Raw genomic sequence first — 22,090 nt, 5'->3', positions numbered from 1 at the left:
GCCGAACCGTATCCGCGGGATCGGTCCGATCTCTTCCCTTTCAGCCCGGGCTTAATCCGGCGCCGGATCGTCAGCTCGCGGAGAAGATCTTCTGCAGCTCCGTGGCGAACCCGTCGGTATGGGTGCCGAAACCGCCGTGGTCTCCCGGGAACAGCACGGCCTCGGTGCCCAGTCGCTCGGCAACCGCGAGTGCGGCCAGGTGGGGTGGCTCGCCTGCCGAGTCCGCACCGGCCGCGAGCACGACCCGCGGCGAGCCCGCCCGCAGCGCCGCGACGTCCGGGGTGAAGGCGCCGAACGGAATGATCTCGTAGCCGACGAAGACCTCGGTGTTGCGGGCGAACCGCCCCAGCATCTCGGCCACCTCGGGCGGGAGTTGGTCCATGGGCGGTTGGCCACCCCCGTCCGCCATGCCCATCGCGGCACCGAACTGCCCCATCGCCGCCTCCACCCCGTCGCTGACGTACGTGGCATGCACCTGCTCGAGCACCTGGGCCCAGCGCGCGGCGTCGGGGAGCAGCGAGAGGACCGGCGGCTCGTGCGAGACGACGGCGCCGACCTGCTCGGGATGGCGCGCGGCCAGCGCCAGGCCGATGAGGCCGCCGGCGCTGTTGCCGAACACGAACGCCGGTTCGGTGCCGCCGACGGCGGTCAGCAGGCGATGCGCGTCGTCGGCATGGACGTCGACGGGGAACGGTTCGGGGGCCCCGTCGAGCGGGCTGCGGGAGTTGCCACGCCGGTCGTAGGTGATCACGGTGTAGCGCTCGGCGAGCAGGCCCGCGAGGCCGGCCAGCGCCGCGGCGTCGTAGATGCCACCGCAGATCAGCAGCACGGTCGGGCCGGCGCCGCGCACCTCGTAGTACAGCGTGGCTCCGGGCACCGTCAGCATTGCCGTCTTCGTGTCGTCCATCGTCGAACCTCCCGAACGTTGGCTGCGGCGCGCCCGTCCGGGCGCGTCTCGGGGGAAGGTCGGAGCGGACGGCGGGTCCTCGACATCCGACCGGCCGTCTTCGAGTCGGAGCTGAGGCCACGGCCCGGCACCCGAACGTGATCTCCGTTGCCCGCCCACCGCCGGCTCAGTAGCGTCGACCGCCGTGACACCGGTCCTGCGCACGAAGCGGATGCTGCTCTGTCCGTACGTCCCCGCCGACGAGGAGGGGTTCGTCGCGCTGTTCCAGGACACCCGGGTCTCGCGGTGGATGGGGGACGGCCCGGAGTCGGAGGAGTCCGACCGCGCGCTGTTCGGGCGCATCTTCTCGAAGGTCTACGACAACGATCTCTTCGACGTGTGGGCCGTCCGTCGCGACGGCAGGTTGATCGGGCACGCCGAGATCAAGCCGACCGACACCACTGGCGGGCACGAGATCATCTACGCGCTGGCTGCGGCGGAGTGGGGCAGCGGGCTGGGGACGGAACTGGCGGACGCGATCGTCGCGTACGGGTTCGGCACGCTGAAGCTGCCCGAGGTCTTCGCCACCGTCGCGCTCGAGAACACGGCCTCGTCGGCCGTGCTGGCGCGGCTGGGCTTCCGGCACGTCCGCGACATCGCGAACGACGACGGCAGCACCACGCGCGTCCTGTCCCGTGCGGCGGCGGTACCAGCCTGATTCCGGCGGGGCCGATTCTGTCGGGGTGCTGTGGCACGGTTCCCGCATGACCAGACGTCACGAGGTGCTCGTCGAAGTGCTCGGTCCGTGGTCATTGGCCACGAGCAGGGCGTTCTGGGAGGGGTTCGCTCCCGCCGCGCTGGCCGCGCAGAGCGAGGAGTCCGCCCTGCGCACCACCTTCCGCGTCGAGCGCGACTGGTCCCGGGCCGAGGTCGCGGTCACCCAGCGGGGCGCCGCCGCGCAGGTCGCCGTCACCGGCGCCGGTGATCTGGAGGCTGCGGCCGCGCAGGCGTGCCGGTTCCTGTCACTCGATGTCGACGCCCGCGGTTGGCCTGCGGTCGGCAGCCGCGATCCGGTCATCGCCGGCGCCCAGGCACAGCTGCCGGGCCTGCGACCCTGCGGTTTCCACTCGCCGTACGAGGCCGCGGCGTGGGCGGTGCTGTCGCAGCGCATCCGGATCGTGCAGGCCGCGGCGCTGCGCAACGACCTCGTGAGCCGCCACGGTGACGACGGCGCCTTCCCGGCGCCCCAGGTGCTCCGCCGTCTCGACGTCGCGCTGCCGGGACGCAAGCTCGAGTACCTGCACGCGGTGGCCGACGCCGCCATCGAGGGCCGGCTCGATGCCGCCACGCTGCGAGCGGGGCCACCCGAGGAAGCCGTTGCCGCCGTCCAGGAGATCAAGGGTCTCGGGCCGTTCGCCGCGGAGCTCGTCGTGCTGCGCGGCGCCAACGCACCCGACGCGCTCCCGCACCACGAGCGCAGGCTCGACGACGAGGTCACCGAGCGGTACGGCCCGGGCCGCATCCTTGCCGATGTGTCCCCGGCGTGGCGGCCCTTCCGCACCTGGGCGGCGGTCCACCTGCGCATCCTCCGTGAGGAGCGCACCCGGGAGATCGGCGGCGCAGCTCGGTGATGCCGGGTCTCAGCCGAGCAGTGCCGCGGTCCAGATCTCGGTGCGCTCGGCGATGTACACCGTGTCGTCCCACCAGACCCGACCGTGCCCCTCGCACCACAGCGTCGTCCACGGCTCGACGCCCGCGGCCGACTGCTCGGCGAGCATGGTGTGCATCGACCCCGTCCGCTCCGGCAGCAGCTCCACCAGCCGCAGCCGCTGCGCCTCGTCGAGCCCGTAGGCGTCCACGAGCACGCGGAGGCGGCGGGCCGGGTGCCCCCGGGCGGCCGCCGGATCGGCGGTGAGCGGCACGAAGCCGTGGGCGGCGTACGCGAGATCCCACAGCCGCGTGCCGGGCGCAGCGGTGTCCCAGTCGATCAGTGTCCAGCTGCCGTCGGCGGCGATGAGGTTCCAGGGGGCGAGGTCGTGATGCACGATCAGGTCGGCGCCGACGTCGGGGATCGCCACCCACCACTGCGCGTCGGCGGGCGGCGTGAACTCCGCGGCTGCGTCGTGGAAGTCGCGGATCAGCCGCCCGATCTCGATCAGTGACCGGTCGTCGTCGAGCAGGTCGAGCCGGCCGGGATGCACCGCCTCCCCTGCAACGTAGGAGAGCACCTCGCGGCCCTGCTCGTCGATGCCCAGCGGCTGCGGCGCATGGTGGAAGCCGGCACCGTGCAGGTGCGCGAGCAGCGCGTGCACGGCCGGGGTCTGCGGCCCGGCCGGGCGCCGGACGGTGTCGCCGATGCGGACGATCCCGGTGCTCACGTTGCCCCCGTGCAACGGCTGCTCGGCATCCGGATCGACGATCACCTGTCGCACCAGACGCTGCAACGGGTTCTCCCGCAAGGGAGAATCGGGCATGACGGAGACCCGCACTGGAGCGCCTGCGCGCCCTCTGCCTCGCCCTGCCGGAGGTGAGCGAGAAGCTCAACCACGGCACGCCGTCATGGGTGGTGCGGGCCGCCGCACCCTCGTCCAGTACTGGGACGCGTGTGACGAGGTGGGCATCCTCGGGATGTGGTGCCCGGCCCCGCCGGGGGTGCAGGAGTCGCTCGTCGACGCCGAGCCCGGGCGCTTCTTCCGGCCGCCCCACGTCGGCGGGAGCGGCTGGCTCGGGGTGCGGCTCGACGTCGACCCGGACTGGACCGAGGTCACCGCGATCGTCGAGGAGGCCTTCCGGATCGTCGCGCCGAAGCGGTCGGTGGCCGACTGGGAGCGGGACTGACGCTCAGTCCACGGCCGCCAGTACCGCCGCGGCCAGGCGCTCCGGCGCCTCGAGCGGGGGGAAGTGGCCGACGCCGTCGAGGAACTGCAGGTCGACGGCGCTGAAGAAGGCGTCGAGCCGGTCGGACCAGGCGCGGGGGAACAGCGGGTCGTGCTCGGGCCAGAGGACGGTGGTGGGCACGGCGATCCGGTCGGTGGGTGCCGGGGCCGTCTCGGTGAGCGACCGTGCCACCGTGCCTGCTCCGCTGCGGTACCAGCCGATGGATGCGGTGAACGCGCCCGGCGCGCCGTAGGCGGCGGCGAGGTGGTCCAGATGCGCGGCGTCGGGGGTGAACCGCGGGCCGGACCAGTGCGTCCAGAAGTGCGCGAGATAGGTGCGGATCGCCTCCGGCCGCCCGTCGAGGAGCTGTTCGACCAGTGGCAACTGGTGGAAGGGCTGGTACCAGAACTCGGACTGGGCGGCGGCATCGAGCACCCGGTTGCCGACACCCGGCAGCGGGGGTGCGACGACGATCGCGCCGACGAGGTCCGGGTGGGTCGCGGCGACCGTCTGCGCGATCCGGCTGCCGATGTCGTAGCCGGCGAGGACGGGCCGGTGCAGGCCGAGCTCGTCGATCAACCCGACGACGCTGCGCGCCTGCGCGGCAGCGCTGTACCCGAGTGCCGGATCGACCAGGTGCTTGTCGGACTCGCCGAACCCGCGCAGGTCCGGAACCACCACCTCCACCGAATCGGTGAGCAGCGGGGTCAGTGCGCGGTAGTCGGTGCGATCACCCGGCCAGCCGTGCAGCAGCACCATCGCTGGGCCCGTGCCGGCGCGGTCGTAGGCGAGGGTGAAGCCGTCCACAGCAGCAGTTCGCGAGGTCACCACCAGGGCATGGTTGCAGCATGACCTGCGATCGGGGAGGTCAGGCACTGCCTTGCGCGGTTCGGGAGCCCGCGGCGGCGAGCAGGTCGGCCGCCCGGTAGCGGCCGGGAGCCTCCCGCGCCGCCGCCATCCGCTCCGCCGTCGCGAGCAACAGCGTGTTGACCGGCGTCGGGACGCCGTGGCGCTCCCCGAGCGCGACGATCTCGCCGTTGAGGTAAGCCACCTCGACGGACCCGATGCCACGCTGCAGGCTCTGCCACGTCGAACCACCCTGTCGGGCGGCGCCGTCGATGGGCTGGACGTCGAGCAGCGTGCCCCGCCGCTCGCGGTCCTCGTCCGGGGACGCGACGTCGATGCCGGCGGCGTCGAGGCACCGGGTGCCCTCGTCGCGCGCAGCGCGGTACAGCGCAGGCAGGTCGGGGTCGTCGAACCCGCACGCGGCCTCCGCGGCGTTGCCGAGGTTGCCCAGCAGCTTGCTGTACTTCCACCGCATGATCGACGCGGTCGGCCGCGCGCTGAACCCGGCGGCGGTGAGGTCGTCCGCGATCTCCTCGGTCAGCGCGTCGACGCCGCTCGGGTAGCGGCCGATGTCGAGCAGGCCGGGCACACCGGCCGAGAACGAGGCGACGCGGCCGGGGGTGAGGTGCTCGGCCGGCATCATGACGCACACCCCGAGCACGTCGGCGAAGCGCTCGGCGGCGAGCCGCTCGTTGGCCACCCCGTTCTGGACGCAGACCACCGGCACGCTCGGTGCCACCGCGCTCAACGCCTCGAGCAGCGGCGGGGTGTCCTGCGTCTTCGTGCACAGCAGCGCGACGTCCCCGTCGGCCCAGTCGAGGTCCCCGACCGCTGCGACGGCCGGCAGCCGGACGGTGTGCGAGCCGCCGGGCTCGTCCAGCCGCAACCCGTCGCTGCGGATCGCCTCGAGATGGGCTCCGCGGGCCACCAGCACCACGGACCGGCCGGCTCGTGCGAGCCGGACCCCGATGGTGCCGCCGATGGCCCCCGCCCCGATCACCACGTATCTCATGGGCTTCAGACTTTCATCCGCCCGGCGCGAACGTGTAGCGCAGCAGGTCGCCGATGTCACGCAGCCAGGGCAGCCGCCCCAACACCGCGCACTCCAGGCGGTAGCTCAGCGGCGCGCGGCGCAGGTCGTCCGGGGCGGCCGCCGCGAACTGCCCGACGCGCTCGGCGAGCCGCAGCCCCGGCACCGCGCCGGCCAGCGCCGCCGGGTCGTCGACGCCCCAGTCCAGCCGGGCCCCGGTGGCCCGCAGGATCGGCATCCGGCGGGTCAGCCGCACCGCGAGCGTGCTGTAGGTGTCGAAGGCGAGCTCCCCGGTGCCCAGGTGCTCCACGAGCCGGCGCAGCAGCGCCGGCCCTTCCACCGTCGGCAGGTACATCGTGAGCCCCTCGGCAACCACGATCGCCGGCCCACCGCGCGGGACCTGGGCCAGCCAGCCCGGGTCGAGCACCGACGCCCCGATCGTCGTGTACCCGCCGGAGCGCGGCGCGTAGAGCCGTTGGCGCAGCTCGATCACCTGGGGCTGGTCCACGTCGAACCAGCGGACCTCCGGCGGCGGATCGATGCGCTGGACGCGGCTGTCGAGGCCACAACCCAGGTGCAGGACGGTGGCAGCGGGATGGGCGGCGAGGAAGGCGCGCGTCCAGCCGTCGAGGCGCTTCGCGCGCAGCGCCACCCCGACCGCACTCGACGCGGCGATCTTCAGGCTCGCGAAGTCGTAGTCGATCCTGTCGAGGACGTCGACGGCCGTCGGGTCGGCGAGCAGCGGATGCCGCGACCGCGCGTCGACGGCCCGCCCGTAGAGCGTGCCGAGCATGGTGGCCGCCGCACCGGTGAGCGCGACCTTCTCCGCCACGGGCGCCTCCGACTCTGCTGGACGGGTCCGACCCTACTCACGATCCGGCACGCCGACGTCGACGTGGCGGCCGCGCTGATCAAGGTGTTAGACACGGGGGATGAGCTCCCTTGCCGAGGACACCCGCTGGCTGGATGCGACGGGTCAGGCCGGACTGGTCCGCACCGGGCAGGTGCACCCGAGCGAGCTGCTGGAGGCCGCGATCGAGCGCATCGAGACGCTCGATCCGGCCGTCAACGCGGTGGTCGTCCGGTGGTTCGACGAGGCGCGCGCGACGGCGGCCGGTGAGCTGCCCGACGGTCCGTTCCGCGGGGTCCCCTTCCTGCTCAAGGACCTCTGGGCGGCCTATGCAGGGCAGCCGTCGACCAACGGGAACGTCCGGCTGAAGGAGCTGCTGCCGCGCGCGGCGGCCGACACCACGCTCGTGTCGCGGTTCCGGGCGGCCGGGCTGGTGACGGCCGGGCGCACCAACAGCTGCGAGATGGGCAGCCTGCCCACCACCGAACCGGAGGCCTGGGGCGCCACCCACAACCCGTGGAACCTGGCGCACTCGCCGGGCGGGTCAAGCGGCGGCTCGGGTGCTGCGGTCGCGTCCGGCATGGTGCCGATCGCGCACGCCAGCGATGGTGGCGGCTCGATCCGGATCCCGGCGTCCTGCTGCGGGCTCGTCGGGCTCAAGCCGACGCAGGGGCGCATCACGCTCGGACCGGCGCGCGACGAGAGCAACCTGGGCGTCGAGCTGTGCCTGAGCCGCTCGGTGCGCGACGTCGCCACGATGCTCGACGCCGTGCGCGGCCCGGGCGTCGGCGACACCGTGATCGCGCCGCCACCGCTGCGCCCGTACGTCGAGGAGCTCGGCGCGGAGCCGGGGTCGCTGCGGATCGGGCTGCTGGACCACCGTCCGACGGGAGAGCCGGTGCACGAGGAGTGCGCCACAGCCGTGCGCAATGCCGCTCGGCTGCTGGAGTCACTCGGGCACGAGGTGGAGCCGGGGTTCCCCAGGGCGCTCGCCGATCCTGGTGCCGGGCAGCGCTTCGGCGCGCTCTGGGCCACGAACATGGCGGTGAGCATCGCCGCGCTGGGCGACCAGCTCGGCCGCCCGGCCACCGCCGACGACGTCGAGGCGATCAACTGGGCGCTGGCGGAGCGGGCCCGCGCGCTGACCGCCGTCGACTACGCGCGAGCGCTGGCGGCCGCAGCGCAGTACCGGCGGGCCGTGCACCAGTGGTGGGCCGACGGCTTCGACCTGCTCATCACGCCGACGCTCGCAGAACCCCCGGTGCTGCTGGGTACGTTCGCCAACAACCCGGCCGACCCCATCGCGCCGATGGTGCGCGCCGGTGCGTACGTGCCGTTCACGCCGGTGTTCAACACCACCGGCCAGCCGGCCATCAGCCTGCCGCTGCACTGGACGCCCGAGGGCCTGCCGGTCGGGGTGCAGCTGGTGGCGGCCTACGGGCGGGAGGACGTGCTGCTGCGGGTGGCTGCGCAGCTGGAGCAGGCGGCGCCGTGGGCGGATCGGCGTCCCGGGTTGTAGCTCGGGGCCCTGGTGCTCGTCGCAGCCGGGGCCTTGCAGGAAAGCCACTTTCCCGCAACGAGGTTGCAGGAAAGTGGCTTTCCTGCAACGGGACGGACGGCTGGGGGGTGGCGCCGGCCCGGATGGACCGGCCGCTCAGACCGCCCGCTCGTACAGCGTCTCCATCCCGTCCTCGTCGTCCCACATCTCCCCGACGACGGTGAAGCCGAAGCCGGCGATCGTGGCGAGTGAGGCCACGTTGTCGGGCCGGATCGAGGCGCGCAGCACCAGCGCGTCGGGAGCGGCGGCGGCCCGGCGGATCGCCTCCCGCAACGCCGCGCGGGCGTAGCCGCGGCGTCGGTGCGCGGCGTCGATGCTGTAGCCGATCTCCACCATGCCCAGCCCGTCGGGCGGCCCGTGGAAGCCGACCCGGCCGACCGGGCCGGCGTCGGACACCACGGCGGCCGGGAGGAGCCAGCGCGCCGCGCCGGGGTGGTCGGCGAGCAGCCCCAACCGGCGGCGCCACACCGACACAGCGTCCGCGGCCACGAAGAAGTCGGTGAGCGCGACGCCGGCGGTCGCGCTCGCCCGCGTCAGGTCACCGGCCACCAGCGACTCCAGCACCGGCGGGGTCAGCTCGACCCACCACACGGCTGTCATGCCGCCACCCGCACCCGCAGCGTCGGCGCGAGCAGGAACACCACGACGAGCCCGAGTCCCGCGATGCCGATGGCGGCCTGCAGCCCGAACGCGGTGGCTGCCGCACCCACGAGCACCGGCCCGAGGAGGAAACCCAGGTACCCGCAGGTCGCGAGCGCCGCGATCGAGCGGGCGGCGGAGCCCGGATCCCGGCGCGTCGCGCTGCTCCAGGCCAGCGGGACGATCGCGGCTGCGCCGACCCCGATCACGGCGTAGCCAACGATCCCGATCGCGGGCGTCGGTAACGCCGTGACCAGCGCGAACCCGGCCAACCCGGTTGCCGCCACCGTTCGGGTGAAGGGGACGAGGCCCACCCGATCGGCGAACCGGTCGGCGACGAGTCGCACCGCGATCATCGTTGCGGAGAAGGCGAAGAACCCCAGTGACGCGACGGCCGCCGTGGCCCCCGCGACGTCGATCAGCTGCACTGCGCTCCAGTCGTTGACGGTGCCTTCGGCGAGGAAACCGCAGAACGCGATCACCCCGAGCGGGATGAGCGCCTTGCCGGGCAGGGCGAACGCCGTGTCGGGGGCGATGTCGGGGCCGGGCAGGAATCCGGTGGTGACCGCCCAGACGGCCGTGCAGAGCAGCACCGCGCCCGCGATCGGGAAGTGGACGTCGATCGGGACGTCGTAGGTGGCCAGCAGGGCTCCGGTGCCGGAGCCGGCCAGCCCGCCGACGTTCCACCAGGCGTGGAAGCCTGCGAAGATCGGCCGGCGGTAGGCGTGCTCCACCCGTGCGGCGTGGGCGTTCATGGAGACGTCGAGCAGGCTGTTGCCCATCCCGAGCACGAACACTGCGCCGATGAACAGCGTGGGCGTGGCCGCGACCGTGACGAGCGGGAGCCCGCCGCACAGGACGACGGCGCCGATCAGCGCACCCGTCCGGCTGCCGATGCGGGCCAGCAGCGGTCCGGACGCGAGCAGCATCAGCACCGAACCGAGCGCCAGGCCGAACAGCGCGATCGCGAGTCCGCCCGCGTCGAGGCCGACCTGTTGCTGCGCCGCGGGGATGCGGGCCGCCCATGTGGCGAAGGCGGCGCCGCAGGCGGCGAAGACGAGCGAGACGGCGAGCCGGGAACGTCGAAGGCTCGTCACTGACCCCAGCCTAGGTGAGCCGTCAGCAGCACTCGCAACCGTCGCCGCACGCCGTCGCGACGGTCGGCGCGCAGCACCCCTCGCCCCGCCAGGCCGCCCGCCCCTCGCGCACGGCCAGCACGGCCACCACCAGCGCGGCCACCGGATCGGCCCACCACCAGCCGAGCGCGGCGTCGAGCACCAACCCGGCGAGCACCGCTATGGAGAGGTACGTGCACAGCAGGGTCTGGCGGGAGTCGGCGACGGCGCTGGCCGAACCGAGCTCCCTCCCGGCCCGCCGCTGTGCCCACGACAGCAGCGGCGTGATCACCACGCTGATCGCCACCAGCACGATGCCGACGGGGGAGCGCTCGGCCTCGGCGCCACCCAGCAGCGCCCGCACCGCTTCCACGGTGACGAACGTGGCGAGCGCGAAGAACGGCCCCGCGATGACCCGCAGCGCGACGCGTTCGCGCCGGGCGTGGTCGCGCGCCGAGAACTGCCACGCGACGGCGGCTGCCGAGCTGACCTCGATCACCGAGTCCAGGCCGAACCCGATCAGCGCCGTCGACGACGCGATGGTGCCGGCGGCGAGCGCGACCACCGCCTCGATGACGTTGTAGGTGATGGTGGTGGCGGCCAGCAGCCGGATCCGCCGGCGCAGCACGGCGTCGCGGGTGGGCGCCGTCATCCGGAACCACACTCGGGGCACAGCCGCGCCGCCGAGCCCGTCTCGGCGGGCAACTGCTCCGCGCTGTGCAAGAAGGTCCAGCAACTCGGGTTGGGTCGGCGCGTAGAAGGTTTGGCGTCCCGCCGTGCGGTGATCCACGAGCCCGCAGCCGCGCAGGCAGGCGAGGTGCTGCTAGACCGTGGACTGGGCAAGCCCGAGCGCGCGGGTCAGGTCGACGACCCGGGCGCCAGATCGTCGACGGTAGATGTCATCGGCACGCGACGATGATAGCCGTCGAGAACGACGTTGCCATGATCGAATGGCCCTGTTGATCATGGCAACGTCGTTCTCGACGGTCGCTACCAGGTGACGGGGAGCGCGTGCAGCCCGTAGACGAGCATGTCGTGGCGAAAGGGCAGGTCCGCCACCTCGGCCGCCACCGCCAGCGTCGGGAAGCGCCGCAGCAGCGCCGGGTAGGCGATCTGCAGCTCGAGCCGGGCCAGCGGCTGTTCCAGGCATTGGTGGATCCCGAACCCGAACGCCACGTGGTTGCGTGCCGAGCGGTGGATGTCGAGCTCGTCGGGCGCGTCGAACACCGCGGGATCGCGGTTGGCCGCCTCGCCCGCCACGATCACGCCGTCTCCGGCGCGGATGGTGACCCCGCCGATCTCGACGTCTGCGGTGGCGACCCGGCGCCGTCCGCTGTGCACGATCGTCGACAGCCGCAGCAGCGGCCCGCGATGAATAGCAGGTTCGCCATCGACACCAGCTCCTCGGTGTCGATCTCGCCGGTGCGCACCCGCCGCAGGACCAGCCGGCTGATCAGGTCGTCGCCCGGATCGGCGTCCTTCGCGTGCACCAGCTCGCGCAGATAGTCGGTCGGCTCCGTGCTCGCGGCCAGCGCGACGTCCGGTGCTGTGCGGTTGTTGAGCAGCGCGGCGCTGATGCGCTGGAAGAAGCCGTGGTCGGCGTAGGGGACGCCGAGCATGCGGCAGATCATCATCGACGGCAGTGGCAGCGTGTACGCCGTGACGAGGTCGACGGGCTTGGGGCCCGCCGCCATCGCGTCGAGCAGCTCGCCGACGACCTCGGTGATCATCGCCGGGTGATCAGCCACGGCGTGCTGCCGTCCCAGATCCGGACCCGGCTGACCGGCTCGTGCTCGCGCAGTTCCCGCAGTGGAGCGGGAGGGTCGAAGGGGCAGCTGCCCCGGTCCATCGGATACAGCGGCGCCCCCCGCCGTCCGCCGCGCGACCTGTCGGCTAACGTGCTGTCCAGCCTCCATCAACCGACAGTGACGATCCGGTGATCGACGCCGACGCCGGCCCGTAGAGCACCGCGGCGAGCTCGGCGACCTCGGCGGGCTCGACGAGGCGCTTGATCGCCTCCGGGGCGAGCAGTACCCGCTCCAGCACCTCCTCCTCGGCGATGCCGTGAGCGCGAGCCTGGTCGGCCACCTGCTTCTCGACCAGCGGGGTGCGCACGTACCCGGGGCTGAGGCAGTTGCTGGTGACGCCGTGCGCGGCGCCTTCGAGCGCGATGACCTTGGAGAGCCCCTCGAGCCCGTGCTTGGCGGTGACGTAGGCCGACTTGAACGGGCTCGCGCGATGCCCGTGCGCACTCGAGACGTGCACGATGCGTCCCCAGCCGCCCGCGTACATGTGCGGCAGCACGCGTCGGACCAGCCGGAACGGCGCCTCGAGCATCACGCGCAGCATCAGGGAGAACCGCTCGGGGTCGAAGTCCTCGATCGGCGAGACGTGCTGCAGTCCGGCGTTGTTGACGAGCACGTCGACGTCGGCGGGCAGGGCGTCCACCGCGTCGAGGTCGGACAGGTCGCACACGAGCGGGATGGCGCCGATGGCGGCGGCGAGTGCGGTGACGCCGGCGGCGTCGCGGTCGACGGCGAACACGCGGGCGCCGTCGGTGGCCAGTCGCCGCGCGACCGCGGCGCCGATTCCGGAAGCCGCGCCGGTGACGAGTGCGGTGCGGTCGGCGAGCGGGGGAGCAGTCATGGGGCCGATGCTAGGCGTGGGTCGGGAGGGGTCGCAGCCGTTGCAGGAAAGCCACTTTGCCGCAACGACGTTGCAGGAAAGTGGCTTTCCTGCCATCCCCACCGAGGGCGGCCTGCCAGCGAGGACCTACCGGGACCCGCATCCCGCTACGTGCTGCGCGCGCCCGCCTCGAACGGCTCGGTTCCGGGCACGAGCGTGACGGTGCCCAGCGCGCCGAACCGGTCGGCGTAGCTCAGCGCCGCGGCCAGGTCGGTGACGCCGTTGGTGTGCGGGCCGTCGAAGAACTGGGTGCTGAGCACGCCGAACGCTCGGCCGTCCGCGTCGAGGTAGCCGCCGCCGGAGTCGCCGGGCCCGCCCGGTGGTTCGGTCTGGACGCGGTGGGTCAGGCCGCCGCCCGCATCGGCGACGGCCTCGCCCCGGCGCAGCCCGTCGCCCCCGTTGTTGGGCTGGTAGCTGTACACGGCCTCGCCGGGGGTCGGGCCGGTGGCGGCGAGCCCGACGGGGCCGCCCAGCAGCGGCATGCTCGGGTTGACCCGCGCGATGGTCGCCGTGTCGAGCGCGACCAGCGCGAGGTCGTTGTACATGCAGAGCGACTCGTCGGTCTCGCGCTGCTCCTGCATGGCGTGCCAGGAGCTGTAGGCGAGGGTGCCGCGGGACTGCTCGCCGTCGGTGCCGGTGATGGCGACGGGCGTGCCGAGCGGCAGCGTCGGTTCGTCACAGCCGCTGTGCCCCATCGACTCGTCGGCGCCTGCGCAGTGAGCGGCGAAGCCGAGGTAGATGGTGGTGGTCGAGCGGAAGACGAAGTCGGCGGTGCAGGACGCGGTGGTGCGGCGGTCGACCTGGGTGACCATCAGGGCCCCCGGGGTGATCGTCGCGTCCGCGGCCGCGGCGAACGTCGGGCCGACACCCTGCGCGGCGGCGGTGCCTGTGGTTGCGACGCCCAGTGCCGCCGCCGAGCACAGTGTGATCAGCCAGGCGGCGGCGCGACGGGCGCTGGTCGGGTCCACCCCGTCGACATTAGGAGCGCGGCCGCCGTGCGCGGTCCAAGCTCACCCGGTCGAGCGGTTCCGGATCGGCAGTCATTTTCGAGAGCAGTGCTCTTGACTTGGGCGGAGCAATGCGCTTCACTGTTCCTCAACGAGAGCACTGCTCTCCCAATGAGGAGGAACCCATGGACGCGACGACTCGCTACATCCGCCCCGGCCGCTTCGACGTGATCTTCAACGGCCTCGTCGGGAAGCTGACCCGCGCCGGCGTCAGCGTCATGGGCAGCCGTGAGCTGGCCGTGCGGGGTCGCGCGAGCGGCGAGTGGCGGAAGGTTCCCGTGAACCTGCTCACCGTCGACGGCGAGCGCTACCTGGTGGCCCCGCGGGGGCAGGCGCAGTGGGTCCGCAACATCCGCATCGCGGGTGGCGGCGAGCTGCGGGTCGGCCGTCGGGTGGAGGTGTTCACCGTCGAGGAGGTCGCGGACGGCGCCAAGGCGCCGATCCTGCGTGCCTACCTGAAGCGGTGGGGCTGGGAGGTCGGCCGGTTCTTCGAGAACGTCGACGCATCCTCGTCGGACGAGCGACTGGCCGAGATCGCGCCGGGCTTCCCGGTCTTCCGGGTGAAGTGACTCCACCGGGTGGGGCTGAACCGCTCCCGAAGCGCAGCGTGCGCGCCGATGGGGCAAGGGGATCAACCGGTGCCGGCGGAGGCTCCCCTGTTCCGCCGGCCCCGGTCACTCCCCTCAACGGCCGCGGGGCCATGTGGTTTCGGGTGATTCCTGCACTCCGTCGAACGGGCATGCACGGTCGGTGACCGGTAGGTGCCCGATTGACCGATCAACGGTCGCCGTCGAGCGATCAGCGGCCGCCGACGGGCGCCGGGCGGGCGCGTCGCGCTGACAGATCAATTGAGCGATCGGATGAATCCGAGCAGCGCCTCGTTGACCTCCGTCGGGCGCTCCTGTTGCGTCCAGTGACCGCAGCCGGGCAACTGGGTGGCCGTGCGCAGGTCGGACACCGACCGGCGGACCGTGGCCACCAGGTCGTCGAACGGGACCCCGGCCACAACCGGGTCGACGTCGCCCGCCATGAACAGTGCGGGTGGCGTGATCGTGGCGTGGTTCCACGCGCCGGTCAGCTCCCAGTTCCGGTCGAGGTTGCGGTACCAGTTGAGCCCGCCGGTGAACCCGTTCGTCGCGTACTCGTCGACGTAGACGGCGACGTCCTCCGCCGTGAGCCAGTCCGGCATCCCGGCGGGTTCCGGTGAGTTGGTGAGGAAGCCGCCGCCTTCCGGCACGGACAGCCGTTGCACCGTGCCGTCGCCGGAGATGCTGACCAGCACGCGCCGGAACGTGGCGGGCGGATCGGCGGCGAGCTCGGCGTCGGCGACGCCGGGGGTCTGGAAGTAGAGCATGTAGTGCTCAGGGCCGAAGCGCCGCGCCAATCCCACCGTCGGACGGTCGGCGCTGCGGGGCAGGTAGGGCACCGACAGCGAGACGACGCCGCGCACGCGGTCCGGGCGCAGCAACGCGGTGTGCCATGCCACGGGCGCGCCCCAGTCGTGCCCGACGACCACCGCCCGCTCCGCGTCGACCGCGTCCAGCACGCCGACGGCGTCGCCCACCAGGTGCAGGATCGTGTAGGCGTCGATCGCCTCGGGCGCGTCGCTGCGACCGTAGCCGCGCTGGTCGGGAGCGACGGCGTGGAACCCGGCTGCGGCCAGCGCGGTGAGCTGGTGGCGCCACGAGTACCAGCACTCCGGGAAGCCGTGCAGCAGCAGGACGACGGGCCCGTCGGCGGGCCCGGACTCGGCGATGTGCAGGCGGATCCCGTTCGTCTCCACGAACCGGTGGGTGATCGTCATGCGTGCGAACCTACGCCCGGCGTAGCCTCGCGCCGTGGCAGAAGAGGAGAGCACGCTCACCGTGCTGGTGGCGCTGGGCGCGAATGCGGCGATCGGCGTGCTCAAGCTGGTGGCGGGCATCTTCACCGGCTCCGCGGCGATGTTCGCCGAGGCCGCGCACTCGGTGGCGGACACGGCCACCGAGGGGTTGCTGCTCACGGCGTTGCGCCGGTCCGAGCGCAAGGCCGACCGCAAGCATCCGTTCGGGTACGGCAAGGAACGGTTCTTCTGGTCGCTCATCGCCGCCGTCTCGATCTTCGTGTCCGGCGCCGTCTTCGCGATCATCGAAGGCATCCGCACGATGCTGGACCCCGAGGTCGAGCAGACGCTGGCCTGGGTCGCCTACGCCGTGCTCGCCGTGTCCTTCCTGCTGGAGGGGGTGTCGTGGCTGCAGGCCCTGCGCCAGGTCCGCAGCCAGGCCGCCGCCCACGACCAGTCGCTCGCGGCGTTCCTGCGCACCACCGACGACCCCACCGTCAAGACCGTGTTCTTCGAGGACAGCGCCGCGCTCGTCGGGCTGCTGCTCGCGTTCGGCGGGATCGGGCTGCACGGGCTCACCGGCTCCGGGTTCTGGGACGGGCTGGCGTCGCTGCTGATCGGTGTGCTGCTCTCCGGTGTGGCCTACATCCTCGGCCGCACCAACAAGGGGCTGCTCATCGGACGGCAGGCCGACCAGCGGCTCGTGTTCGCGGTGCGCGACCGCCTCGCCGCCCGTGCCGAGGTCGGCCAGGTGGTGGACCTGCTGACGATGATGCTGGGCACCGACCGCATCCTGCTGTGCGCCCGCCTCGACTTCGACGACGCGCTGGGCGCCGCCGACGTCGAGCACGGGTGCGTGGCGATCGACGCCGCACTGCGCGAGGAGTTCCCGGACCTCGACGAGATCTTCCTGGAGCCGGTGCCGCGCTCCGACCCGGCGATCCGGGCCCGGGTGCTGGAGCGGTACGGGCCGGAGCCGGGTGAGCCGCGGTAGTTCGTGGGCGAGCCCTGCCGGATCGCAGCATGGTGGCTTTCCCAGCGTTGAGTCGCAGGATGGCCACCATGCTGCGATGTGGAGGGGCCCGCGGCCTCAGATCCGCCGGTACGACGGGTGCACCCCCGGCGTGAGGCCCTGCTCCGCCGCGATCCGCACCAGCAGCCCGCGCAGCACGGCCCGCTCGCCGTCGTCGAGTGCCGCGCAGACGGCGTCGTCGTGCTCCCGCCCCACCAACCCGATCTTCTCGATCATGGCGATGCCCGCCGCGGTGGGGTGCAGGGCGTAGAGCCTGCGGTCGGTCTCGTTGCGCCGCCGCTCCAGCAGCCCCTTCGCGGCCAGCCCGTCCACCAGTCCGACGAGCCGGCTCGGCGGCGTGCCCAGCAGCTCCGACAGCTCCTGCTGGCTGCGTCCGGGCGTCGCGACGACCACCCGCATGAGGCCCGTCTGCGGGGGTGACAGCTCCAGTGCCGCGATGCGCTCGGCGAACCGCGCGGTGGCGTGCGCACCGATGGCGGCGAGCAGGAAGGCGGCGCCGGGCGGGTTGCCGGAGGCCTCACGAACCGTGTCCACCGCGGAACCGTAGCAGTTGACAAATCATGTACACGAGTGAACGGTTCACAAGTGTAACGATTTGCGAACCTGGAGGTCGACATGTCCCGTCCGTTCCGCTTCGGCGTGGTGGCCACCCCCGAGGGCGGCCCGCAGCGCTGGATCGCCACCGCCCGTCGCGCGGAGGAGCTCGGCTACGCCACGCTCCTCATGCCCGACGGCCTGCAGCGCCCCGGTCCCGGCGGCGGCGTGCTGCTGTCGCCGTTCCCCTCCCTCGCGGTGGCGGCGAGCGTCACCGAGCGGCTGAGGGTGGGCACGTTCGTGCTGGCCAGCCCGCTGCGCACGCCGATGGCCGCGGCTTGGGAGGCGCACAGCCTCGGCGTGCTCAGCGGCGGCCGGTTCGACATGGGCATCGGCACCGGGCTGCCGTCGATGAAGGCCTCGGCCGAGCGGATCGGGCAGCCCTACGGCGACGGCGCAGACCGGCTCGCACGGCTGGAGGCCACGATCGTGCAGTTGCGCGAGCTCGACGGCGAAGCGCGCACGCCGGTGCTCGTCGCTGCCGGCGGGCCGAAGGCGCGGGCGCTGGCCGGTCGTGTCGCCGACATCGTGACGCTGGCGGCCGCGCCGCTGGCCACGCGCGAGGAGGTCGCGGCGAGCGCTGCCGAGGTCCGGTCGGCGGCGGGGGACCGGGCAGGCGACATCGAGCTGGCGATGAACCTGTTCGTGGTCGGCGACGAGGTTCCGGAGTGGACGAAGGGGTTCATCGGGGCCGACGCTGCCACGCTCATCGAGCACGACTCGCTCGTCATGGTGCGTGGCAGCGTGGCCGAGATGTGCGACGAGCTGCAGCGCCGCCGCGACGTGCTGGGTGTGTCCTACATCAGCTGCAACGCCGCGTTCGTCGAGCAGTTCGCCCCGGTGGTGGAGAGGCTGACCGGGCAGTAGCTGATGCTCAGCGGGCGAGCAGGAAAACGAACAGCAGCAGGAACACCACGTTGATCCAGTAGAACGCCTCCGTGAGGCCGATGGTGAGGATCATCGTCGGGAGCAGCCTGCGCTGCGCCTCGGGTTGGCGGGCCACGCCGCTGATCGTGGCGGAGGTGGCCTGGCCGATGCCGTTGCTGGCACCGATGGCACCGCCGGCGAGCGCCACCCCGCCGCCGATGAACGCGCCGAGCAGCTTGATGTCGGTGCCGGTGATCCCCTCGGTCGCAGCCTGGGCGATCAGTGCGGTCGTGGACATGGCCGGCCTCCTCGTTTTCGCGAACTCTGTTCGCAAACGACTGTACCGCATTCGCGAACGACGTTCGCAGAGGGGGATACTGACCGGATGCCACGCGAGGTGATCTGGATGCGGCCGGAGTCGGCGGGCGTCGGACGGCCGGCCGAGCACAGCCGGGCCGAGATCGCCGCGGTCGGTATGCGGATCGCCGACGCCGAGGGCCTCAAGGCGGTGACGATGCGGCGGGTCGCGGCCGAGCTGGGCACCGGAGCGGCGTCGCTGTACCGCTACGTCCGCACGCGCGACGAGCTGGTGGACCTCATGGTCGACGCCAGCTACGCCGATCTCGACCTGGCCCGGCCCTTCACGGGCTGGCGCGACGGCGCGGCGGACCTCATCGCGCAGGGCCTGGCGCTGATCCGGCGCCGCCCGTGGGTCTCCGACGCGCTGCTCGTCGGGCTGGCGGTTCCGGGCCCCCACTCGGCCCGCCTCGCCGAGCGCTATCTCGAGGTGCTCGCCGACCACCCGGCGGCCGGCCCGCAGAAGATGGCGGCCATCGGCGTGGTCAGCGGCATGATCTTCGTCTACGGGCAGCAGGAGGCCCGCGCGAAGGAGCCCGACTGGATGCTGGCGTATGCGGGCTACATGGCCAGCCTGGCCGGCACCGGCGAGTTCCCGCGGCTGGCCGCGGTGATGGCCGAGCCGCCCGTCGCGGCACTGTCCTCGGAGGAGGCGTTCCTCCAGCTACTGGTGAGCGCCTTCTCCGGCGTCCTCGACGGGCCAGGTCAGGTGCAGTGACGTCAGGCCGCTCACCAGCCGCTCGCTCTGCACCTGCAGCTCCCCGGCGGGCGTGGCCAGCCGCAGCCCGGGGCATCGGGCCGCGAGCGCGCTGAACACCTCGGTCAGCTCCATCCGGGCGAGCGGGGCGCCGATGCAGAACCGCGGGCCGTGGCCGAATGTCAGGTGCAGGTTGGGCGTGCGGGTGATGTCGAACCGCTCGGGCGCGGCGAACTGCTCCTCGTCGGCGTTGGCCGAACGCAGGCCGAGCAGCACCATGTCCCCCTCCGGCACGGTGACGCCCTGGATGTCGAGATCGGTGGCGGCGTAGCGCGGCAGGCCGCCGTCGGCCCGGGACGCGGCGACCACGGGCAGCTCGCAGCGCAGCGTCTCCTCGACGGCGCTCGCGACCAGCGTGGGGTCCTGGCAGAGCGCCTCCCACTGGTCGAGGTGGGACAGCAGCAGGACGAGGCCCCGGTCGATCGCCGCGACCGTGGTCTCGTGGCCGGCGAACAGCAGCCCGGCCGCGAGCATCGCGACGCCCTCGATCGGCTCGCCCGCGGCCTCGGCTCCGGCGATCAGGTCGCTGACGACGTCGTCCGCGGGCTCGCGGCGCTTGCGCTGCACCAGCTCGGACATGTACGCCCAGAGCGCCCCGAGTCCGGCGCGGGAACGCTGCTCGTCGACGGTGTCGGCGGCCTCGTCGGACCAGCGCCGGAAGTCGTCGCGATCGGCGAACGGCACGCCCAGCAGCTCGCAGATGACCAGTGCGGGCAGCGGGAACGACAGTACCTCGTGCACGTTGACCGGCTGCGGCGAGGCGAGCAGCGTGTCGAGCAGCTCGTCGACGATCACCCGGACCCGCGGGCGCAACGCCTCCATCTTGCGGGCGGAGAACGCCGGGGACAGCTGCTTGCGCATCGCGCGGTGCCGCACGGCCTCGGCCTCGGGGTCGGTGCCCATGGGGCCGCCGAACAGTGCCGAGCGGCCCATCCGGGAGGCGTTCTCGGGGTCGCGGTGGGCACGGCCGAGCCGGGTCTCGTGCAGCGTCGCCTTGACCTCGTCGTAGCCGGTGACGAGCCAGGCCGGATCGCCGACCGGGGTGGTGACCCGCTGGATCGCTCTGGTCTCGGTCATGTCTGCTTACCCCCGAATAGATCCGTCGTATACGACGCGTCGTGTTCAACATACATCCGGGATAGGGTCGCGTCCATGCAGGAGCCGGCGGAGAGCCACATCGCGACGGAAGTGATGGAGCACGTCCGCGCGCTGCGCCAGTCCCTGCTCTCCGGTGGCCGCGACCCGGTGGGGGATCGGGAACGCAGCGACCTCACCGGACCGCAGGTCGCCGTCCTGTCGGATCTCGCCACGACCGGGCCGAGCACCGTCACCGAGCTCGCCGCGCGTCTGCACCTGAGCCACAGCACGATGTCGGGGATCATCACCCGCCTCGAGGCGAGGAAACTGGTCACCAGGACCCCGGACGAGCGCGACCGCCGCGTCACCCGCGTCGCCGTGGCAGCGGTGGTGGAGCACTACGTCCAGGACCTGCGAAGCGGACCGTTCGGACGGCTCGTCACGGTGCTCGACGCTGCCACGCCGCAGGAGCGCGACGTGGTGCTCGACGGCCTCACGACCTTGCGGAAGCTGCTCGAGGCGGGCTGACTGCCCCGCCGTATTGCAGGAAGGCCACCTTGCCGCAAAATTTCGGCGGCCCGAATCCTTCGGCTGAGTGGCCTTCCTGCAACGGAGCGCGGGGAGTGCTACCCGACCATCGGCCGATCGGTCGGGTTGATCGGGCGGGGGAGTACCGAGCGGCCGGTCAGGTAGGCATCCACCCCGGCGGCCGCGGCGCGGCCCTCGGCGATGGCCCACACGACCAGCGACTGGCCGCGGCCCATGTCGCCCGCCGAGAACACCCCGTCGACGCTGGTCATGAACGCGTCGTTGCGGGCCACGTTGCCCCGGGGGTCGAGCTCGACGCCGAGGTCGTCGAGCAGGCGGCCCTTGTCCGGCCCGACGAAGCCCATCGCGAGCAGCACGAGCTGCGCGGGCAGCTCCCGCTCGGTGCCCTCGACCGACACGAACCGGCCCTCGGCATCGCGCCGGACCTCGACGATCCGGATGGCCGCCAGCTTGCCGTCGGCGTCGGCGACGAACTCGGTGGTGTTCACCGAGAACAGCCGCTCACCGCCCTCCTCGTGGGCCGAGGAGACGCGGTAGATCATCGGGTAGGTCGGCCAGGGCATGCCCACGGTGCGCTTCTCCGGGGGCGTCGGCATGATCTCCAGCTGCGTGACCGACGCGGCGCCCTGGCGGTGCGACGTGCCGAGGCAGTCGGCGCCGGTGTCACCGCCACCGATGATCACCACGTGCTTGCCCTCAGCGGTGATCGGCGGCGCATCCATGTCGCCCTGCTGCACGTGGTTGGCCCACGGCAGGAACTCCATCGCCTGGTAGACGCCCTCGACCTCACGGCCCTTCGCCGGCAGGTCGCGCCACGCCGTGGCACCACCGGCGAGGACGACCGCGTCGAAGTCCGCCTGCAGCTGCTCGGCGGTGACGTCCACCCCGACGTCGACGGAGGCGCGGAACAGCGTGCCCTCGTCCTGCATCTGCTTGAGGCGCCGGTCCAGCCGGGACTTCTCCATCTTGAACTCGGGGATGCCGTAGCGCAGCAGCCCGCCGATGCGGTCGGCGCGCTCGAACACCACGACGCTGTGCCCGACGCGCGTGAGCTGCTGCGCGGCGGCCAGCCCGGCAGGCCCGGAGCCGACGACGGCCACCTTCTTGCCGGTGCGCCGCACCGGTACCTGGGGCGTGATCCAGCCCTCGTCCCAGGCCCGGTCGACGATCTCGATCTCGACCTGCTTGATCGTGACCGCGTCGCTGTTGATCGCCAGCACACAGGCCGCCTCGCAGGGCGCGGGGCAGAGCGTGCCGGTGAACTCCGGGAAGTTGTTGGTGGCGTGCAGCCGCTCGGTGGCCTCGCGCCAGTCCTTGCGGTAGACGAGGTCGTTCCACTCCGGGATGAGGTTGCCCAGCGGGCAGCCCTGGTGGCAGAACGGGATGCCGCAGTTCATGCAGCGCCCGGCCTGCTTCTCCAGGTGGTCGCGGGGGAACTCCTGGTAGACCTCGCGCCAGTCCATCAGGCGCAGGTCCACGGGACGGCGCGTGGGAGTCTCGCGCGGGGTGGTGATGAACCCCTTCGGGTCACCCATGTCGGA

At 72.6% G+C, this 22,090-nt stretch carries 26 protein-coding genes; 9 read left to right on the top strand and 17 right to left on the bottom strand.

Translation table 11 applies throughout. The features are described 5' to 3' along the window. Window positions 1-70: 70 nt before the first annotated feature. Complete coding sequence (locus ACFPFQ_RS02420) at window positions 71-907, bottom strand: alpha/beta hydrolase (RefSeq protein ID WP_379614226.1); 837 nt, start codon at window positions 905-907, stop codon at window positions 71-73. A 184-nt stretch (window positions 908-1,091) separates the two neighbouring features. Here ACFPFQ_RS02420 and ACFPFQ_RS02415 point away from each other — a divergent pair, with 184 nt between their 5' ends. Together ACFPFQ_RS02415 and ACFPFQ_RS02410 are read left to right on the top strand one after the other, a co-directional pair. Beyond that, the gene (locus ACFPFQ_RS02415; RefSeq protein ID WP_379614224.1) at window positions 1,092-1,604 is read left to right on the top strand and encodes a GNAT family N-acetyltransferase; all 513 of its coding nucleotides are present in this window, start codon (window positions 1,092-1,094) and stop codon (window positions 1,602-1,604) included. 46 nt (window positions 1,605-1,650) lie between these two features. Continuing rightward, on the top strand, window positions 1,651-2,517 hold the full coding sequence (locus ACFPFQ_RS02410) for a DNA-3-methyladenine glycosylase family protein (protein WP_379614222.1): 867 nt from the start codon (window positions 1,651-1,653) through the stop codon (window positions 2,515-2,517). 9 nt (window positions 2,518-2,526) lie between these two features. Here ACFPFQ_RS02410 and ACFPFQ_RS02405 read toward each other — a convergent pair whose 3' ends face one another. After that, window positions 2,527-3,360, bottom strand: a complete 834-nt coding sequence (locus ACFPFQ_RS02405) for a phosphotransferase (protein WP_379614220.1) — start codon at window positions 3,358-3,360, stop codon at window positions 2,527-2,529. Window positions 3,361-3,445: 85 nt separating this feature from the next. Here ACFPFQ_RS02405 and ACFPFQ_RS02400 point away from each other — a divergent pair, with 85 nt between their 5' ends. Continuing rightward, window positions 3,446-3,724 carry an MmcQ/YjbR family DNA-binding protein gene (locus ACFPFQ_RS02400; RefSeq protein WP_379614218.1) on the top strand — a complete coding sequence of 93 codons (279 nt, stop codon included), beginning with the start codon at window positions 3,446-3,448 and terminating at the stop codon, window positions 3,722-3,724. 3 nt (window positions 3,725-3,727) lie between these two features. Here the strand turns inward: ACFPFQ_RS02400 and ACFPFQ_RS02395 are convergent, their stop codons facing one another. Genes ACFPFQ_RS02395 through ACFPFQ_RS02385 form a run of 3 tightly spaced genes read right to left on the bottom strand, consistent with a single transcriptional unit; the run spans window position 3,728 to window position 6,471 of the window. Beyond that, on the bottom strand, window positions 3,728-4,594 hold the full coding sequence (locus tag ACFPFQ_RS02395; protein ID WP_379614216.1) for an alpha/beta fold hydrolase: 867 nt from the start codon (window positions 4,592-4,594) through the stop codon (window positions 3,728-3,730). Window positions 4,595-4,631: 37 nt separating this feature from the next. Then, entirely contained in the window at window positions 4,632-5,621 is a 990-nt protein-coding gene (locus tag ACFPFQ_RS02390) for a ketopantoate reductase family protein (protein WP_379614214.1), read from the bottom strand. Between the two features lie 13 nt (window positions 5,622-5,634). Then, the gene (locus tag ACFPFQ_RS02385) at window positions 5,635-6,471 is read right to left on the bottom strand and encodes a class I SAM-dependent methyltransferase (RefSeq protein ID WP_379614212.1); all 837 of its coding nucleotides are present in this window, start codon (window positions 6,469-6,471) and stop codon (window positions 5,635-5,637) included. 100 nt (window positions 6,472-6,571) lie between these two features. Here ACFPFQ_RS02385 and ACFPFQ_RS02380 point away from each other — a divergent pair, with 100 nt between their 5' ends. Beyond that, complete coding sequence (locus tag ACFPFQ_RS02380) at window positions 6,572-8,008, top strand: amidase (protein ID WP_379614210.1); 1,437 nt, start codon at window positions 6,572-6,574, stop codon at window positions 8,006-8,008. A 135-nt stretch (window positions 8,009-8,143) separates the two neighbouring features. On the opposite strand, the gene ACFPFQ_RS02375 is transcribed toward ACFPFQ_RS02380, so the two are convergent. The 7 genes from ACFPFQ_RS02375 to ACFPFQ_RS02345 form a co-directional block, all read right to left on the bottom strand. Next, window positions 8,144-8,647, bottom strand: a complete 504-nt coding sequence (locus tag ACFPFQ_RS02375; RefSeq protein ID WP_379614208.1) for a GNAT family N-acetyltransferase — start codon at window positions 8,645-8,647, stop codon at window positions 8,144-8,146. Next, the gene (locus ACFPFQ_RS02370; protein WP_379614206.1) at window positions 8,644-9,783 is read right to left on the bottom strand and encodes an MFS transporter; all 1,140 of its coding nucleotides are present in this window, start codon (window positions 9,781-9,783) and stop codon (window positions 8,644-8,646) included. The genes ACFPFQ_RS02375 and ACFPFQ_RS02370 overlap by 4 nt, the downstream gene beginning before the upstream one ends. A gap of 22 nt (window positions 9,784-9,805) precedes the next feature. Next, complete coding sequence (locus ACFPFQ_RS02365; protein WP_379614204.1) at window positions 9,806-10,453, bottom strand: cation diffusion facilitator family transporter; 648 nt, start codon at window positions 10,451-10,453, stop codon at window positions 9,806-9,808. Between the two features lie 338 nt (window positions 10,454-10,791). After that, on the bottom strand, window positions 10,792-11,142 hold the full coding sequence (locus ACFPFQ_RS02360; protein WP_379614202.1) for a cytochrome P450: 351 nt from the start codon (window positions 11,140-11,142) through the stop codon (window positions 10,792-10,794). Further along, the gene (locus ACFPFQ_RS02355; RefSeq protein ID WP_379614200.1) at window positions 11,064-11,549 is read right to left on the bottom strand and encodes a hypothetical protein; all 486 of its coding nucleotides are present in this window, start codon (window positions 11,547-11,549) and stop codon (window positions 11,064-11,066) included. The genes ACFPFQ_RS02360 and ACFPFQ_RS02355 overlap by 79 nt, the downstream gene beginning before the upstream one ends. Window positions 11,550-11,694: 145 nt before the next feature. Then, window positions 11,695-12,447, bottom strand: coding sequence for a 3-hydroxybutyrate dehydrogenase (locus ACFPFQ_RS02350; RefSeq protein WP_379614198.1), 753 nt, complete (start codon window positions 12,445-12,447; stop codon window positions 11,695-11,697). Window positions 12,448-12,593: 146 nt separating this feature from the next. Continuing rightward, window positions 12,594-13,454, bottom strand: a complete 861-nt coding sequence (locus ACFPFQ_RS02345; protein WP_379614196.1) for a serine protease — start codon at window positions 13,452-13,454, stop codon at window positions 12,594-12,596. A 164-nt stretch (window positions 13,455-13,618) separates the two neighbouring features. Between ACFPFQ_RS02345 and ACFPFQ_RS02340 the strand changes: the two genes are divergently transcribed. After that, on the top strand, window positions 13,619-14,062 hold the full coding sequence (locus ACFPFQ_RS02340; RefSeq protein ID WP_379614194.1) for a nitroreductase/quinone reductase family protein: 444 nt from the start codon (window positions 13,619-13,621) through the stop codon (window positions 14,060-14,062). A gap of 275 nt (window positions 14,063-14,337) precedes the next feature. Here ACFPFQ_RS02340 and ACFPFQ_RS02335 read toward each other — a convergent pair whose 3' ends face one another. After that, window positions 14,338-15,297, bottom strand: a complete 960-nt coding sequence (locus ACFPFQ_RS02335; RefSeq protein WP_379614192.1) for an alpha/beta fold hydrolase — start codon at window positions 15,295-15,297, stop codon at window positions 14,338-14,340. Window positions 15,298-15,331: 34 nt separating this feature from the next. On the opposite strand from ACFPFQ_RS02335, the gene ACFPFQ_RS02330 reads away from it, so the two are divergent. Continuing rightward, complete coding sequence (locus ACFPFQ_RS02330; RefSeq protein WP_379614190.1) at window positions 15,332-16,309, top strand: cation diffusion facilitator family transporter; 978 nt, start codon at window positions 15,332-15,334, stop codon at window positions 16,307-16,309. A 96-nt stretch (window positions 16,310-16,405) separates the two neighbouring features. Here the strand turns inward: ACFPFQ_RS02330 and ACFPFQ_RS02325 are convergent, their stop codons facing one another. After that, entirely contained in the window at window positions 16,406-16,882 is a 477-nt protein-coding gene (locus ACFPFQ_RS02325; protein WP_379614188.1) for a MarR family winged helix-turn-helix transcriptional regulator, read from the bottom strand. Window positions 16,883-16,963: 81 nt separating this feature from the next. Between ACFPFQ_RS02325 and ACFPFQ_RS02320 the strand changes: the two genes are divergently transcribed. Continuing rightward, window positions 16,964-17,809: an LLM class flavin-dependent oxidoreductase gene (locus ACFPFQ_RS02320; protein WP_379614186.1), complete on the top strand. Its 846-nt coding sequence runs from the start codon at window positions 16,964-16,966 to the stop codon at window positions 17,807-17,809. A gap of 7 nt (window positions 17,810-17,816) precedes the next feature. Here the strand turns inward: ACFPFQ_RS02320 and atpE are convergent, their stop codons facing one another. Next, on the bottom strand, window positions 17,817-18,107 hold the full coding sequence (atpE, locus tag ACFPFQ_RS02315) for an ATP synthase F0 subunit C (protein ID WP_379614184.1): 291 nt from the start codon (window positions 18,105-18,107) through the stop codon (window positions 17,817-17,819). Window positions 18,108-18,194: 87 nt separating this feature from the next. On the opposite strand from atpE, the gene ACFPFQ_RS02310 reads away from it, so the two are divergent. Then, the gene (locus ACFPFQ_RS02310) at window positions 18,195-18,884 is read left to right on the top strand and encodes a TetR/AcrR family transcriptional regulator (RefSeq protein ID WP_379614182.1); all 690 of its coding nucleotides are present in this window, start codon (window positions 18,195-18,197) and stop codon (window positions 18,882-18,884) included. On the opposite strand, the gene ACFPFQ_RS02305 is transcribed toward ACFPFQ_RS02310, so the two are convergent. Continuing rightward, window positions 18,831-20,000: a cytochrome P450 gene (locus tag ACFPFQ_RS02305; protein ID WP_379614180.1), complete on the bottom strand. Its 1,170-nt coding sequence runs from the start codon at window positions 19,998-20,000 to the stop codon at window positions 18,831-18,833. The genes ACFPFQ_RS02310 and ACFPFQ_RS02305 overlap by 54 nt on opposite strands. A gap of 75 nt (window positions 20,001-20,075) precedes the next feature. Here ACFPFQ_RS02305 and ACFPFQ_RS02300 point away from each other — a divergent pair, with 75 nt between their 5' ends. Beyond that, a complete protein-coding gene (locus tag ACFPFQ_RS02300) occupies window positions 20,076-20,528 on the top strand; it encodes a MarR family transcriptional regulator (protein ID WP_379614178.1) in 453 nt (150 codons plus the stop codon). Between the two features lie 98 nt (window positions 20,529-20,626). Here the strand turns inward: ACFPFQ_RS02300 and ACFPFQ_RS02295 are convergent, their stop codons facing one another. After that, window positions 20,627-22,084: a glutamate synthase subunit beta gene (locus ACFPFQ_RS02295; protein ID WP_379614176.1), complete on the bottom strand. Its 1,458-nt coding sequence runs from the start codon at window positions 22,082-22,084 to the stop codon at window positions 20,627-20,629. Window positions 22,085-22,090 lie beyond the last annotated feature (6 nt).

The organism is Pseudonocardia sp. GCM10023141 (genome assembly GCF_042653605.1).
The sequence above is the reverse complement of the archived record's forward strand: the minus strand, read 5'-3'. Positions and strand labels throughout refer to the sequence as shown.